We start from the raw sequence: 834 nt of genomic DNA, 5'->3' as shown, positions 1-834 counted from the left end.
AAATGAGGAAGACCTGTTACCGGCAAAACGGGGGCCTAAGTACAGCACCCGAAGGCCGTCCCTTATTGATGAAGCTTGGGTGCTTGAAATGCGCTCCCGGGGCAACAATAAGTTTGAAATAGCTGATGAGCTTAAACAGAAATCAGATAACTTTAAGCCATCGCCATCGGGAGTTTATAATATCCTGAAGCGTTACGGTAAAAACCGTTTAAAACCAGCAGACAAAGAAGTTAAACGTAAGATCATCAAAGAACGTATGGGACAGTTAGGTCATATCGATTGTCATCATTTAAGCAAAACCATCATTCGGGGCCAGCATCGTAATCTTTACCTGCTTTGTGTCCTTGATGATTACTCCCGGGTAGCATTTGCAGAGGTTATGGAAGATATCACTGCCTTAACCACTATGTTTGCCGCCTTGCGCTGTATGCGGATGATCAGAGAAAAGTTCGGCATCCAGTTTGAAGAGATCATTGCTGATAACGGCCCGGAGTTTGGCCCGGCCAGCAGCCAGAACAAACGCAACCATCCTTTTGAACGGATGCTGATGGAAACCGGTATCAAACGCAGGTATATTCAGCCCTATAGGCCGCAGACAAACGGTAAAGTGGAACGCTTTTGGCGTACCCTTAAAGAAGACCTGATCGAGGAAACCGATTTCGATACCCTCGAAGAATTGGAAGACGAACTCACCAGGTACCTGGTTTATTATAATTGGGAAAGACCTCATCAAGGTATTGGTGGAAAAAAACCTATTGATATGATCACCCTAAACAACCAAAAATAAACCCCCTAGTTTGTCCTCGAATTACTAAACCCTTACAGCAATGACAT

General features: G+C 44.6%; 1 protein-coding gene. It reads left to right on the top strand.

Annotation, left to right across the window (positions count from 1 at the left end; all coding sequences use genetic code 11):
- The coding region (locus tag AB6735_RS27995) for an integrase core domain-containing protein (protein ID WP_370999480.1) at positions 1-787 on the top strand (787 nt) is incomplete at its 5' end.
- Positions 788-834: the final 47 nt, after the last annotated feature.

Origin of the sequence: Mucilaginibacter sp. RCC_168, assembly GCF_041355315.1 — a bacterium.
Classification (GTDB): Bacteria; Bacteroidota; Bacteroidia; order Sphingobacteriales; family Sphingobacteriaceae; genus Mucilaginibacter.
This window is presented reverse-complemented; position numbering and strand designations above follow the sequence as displayed.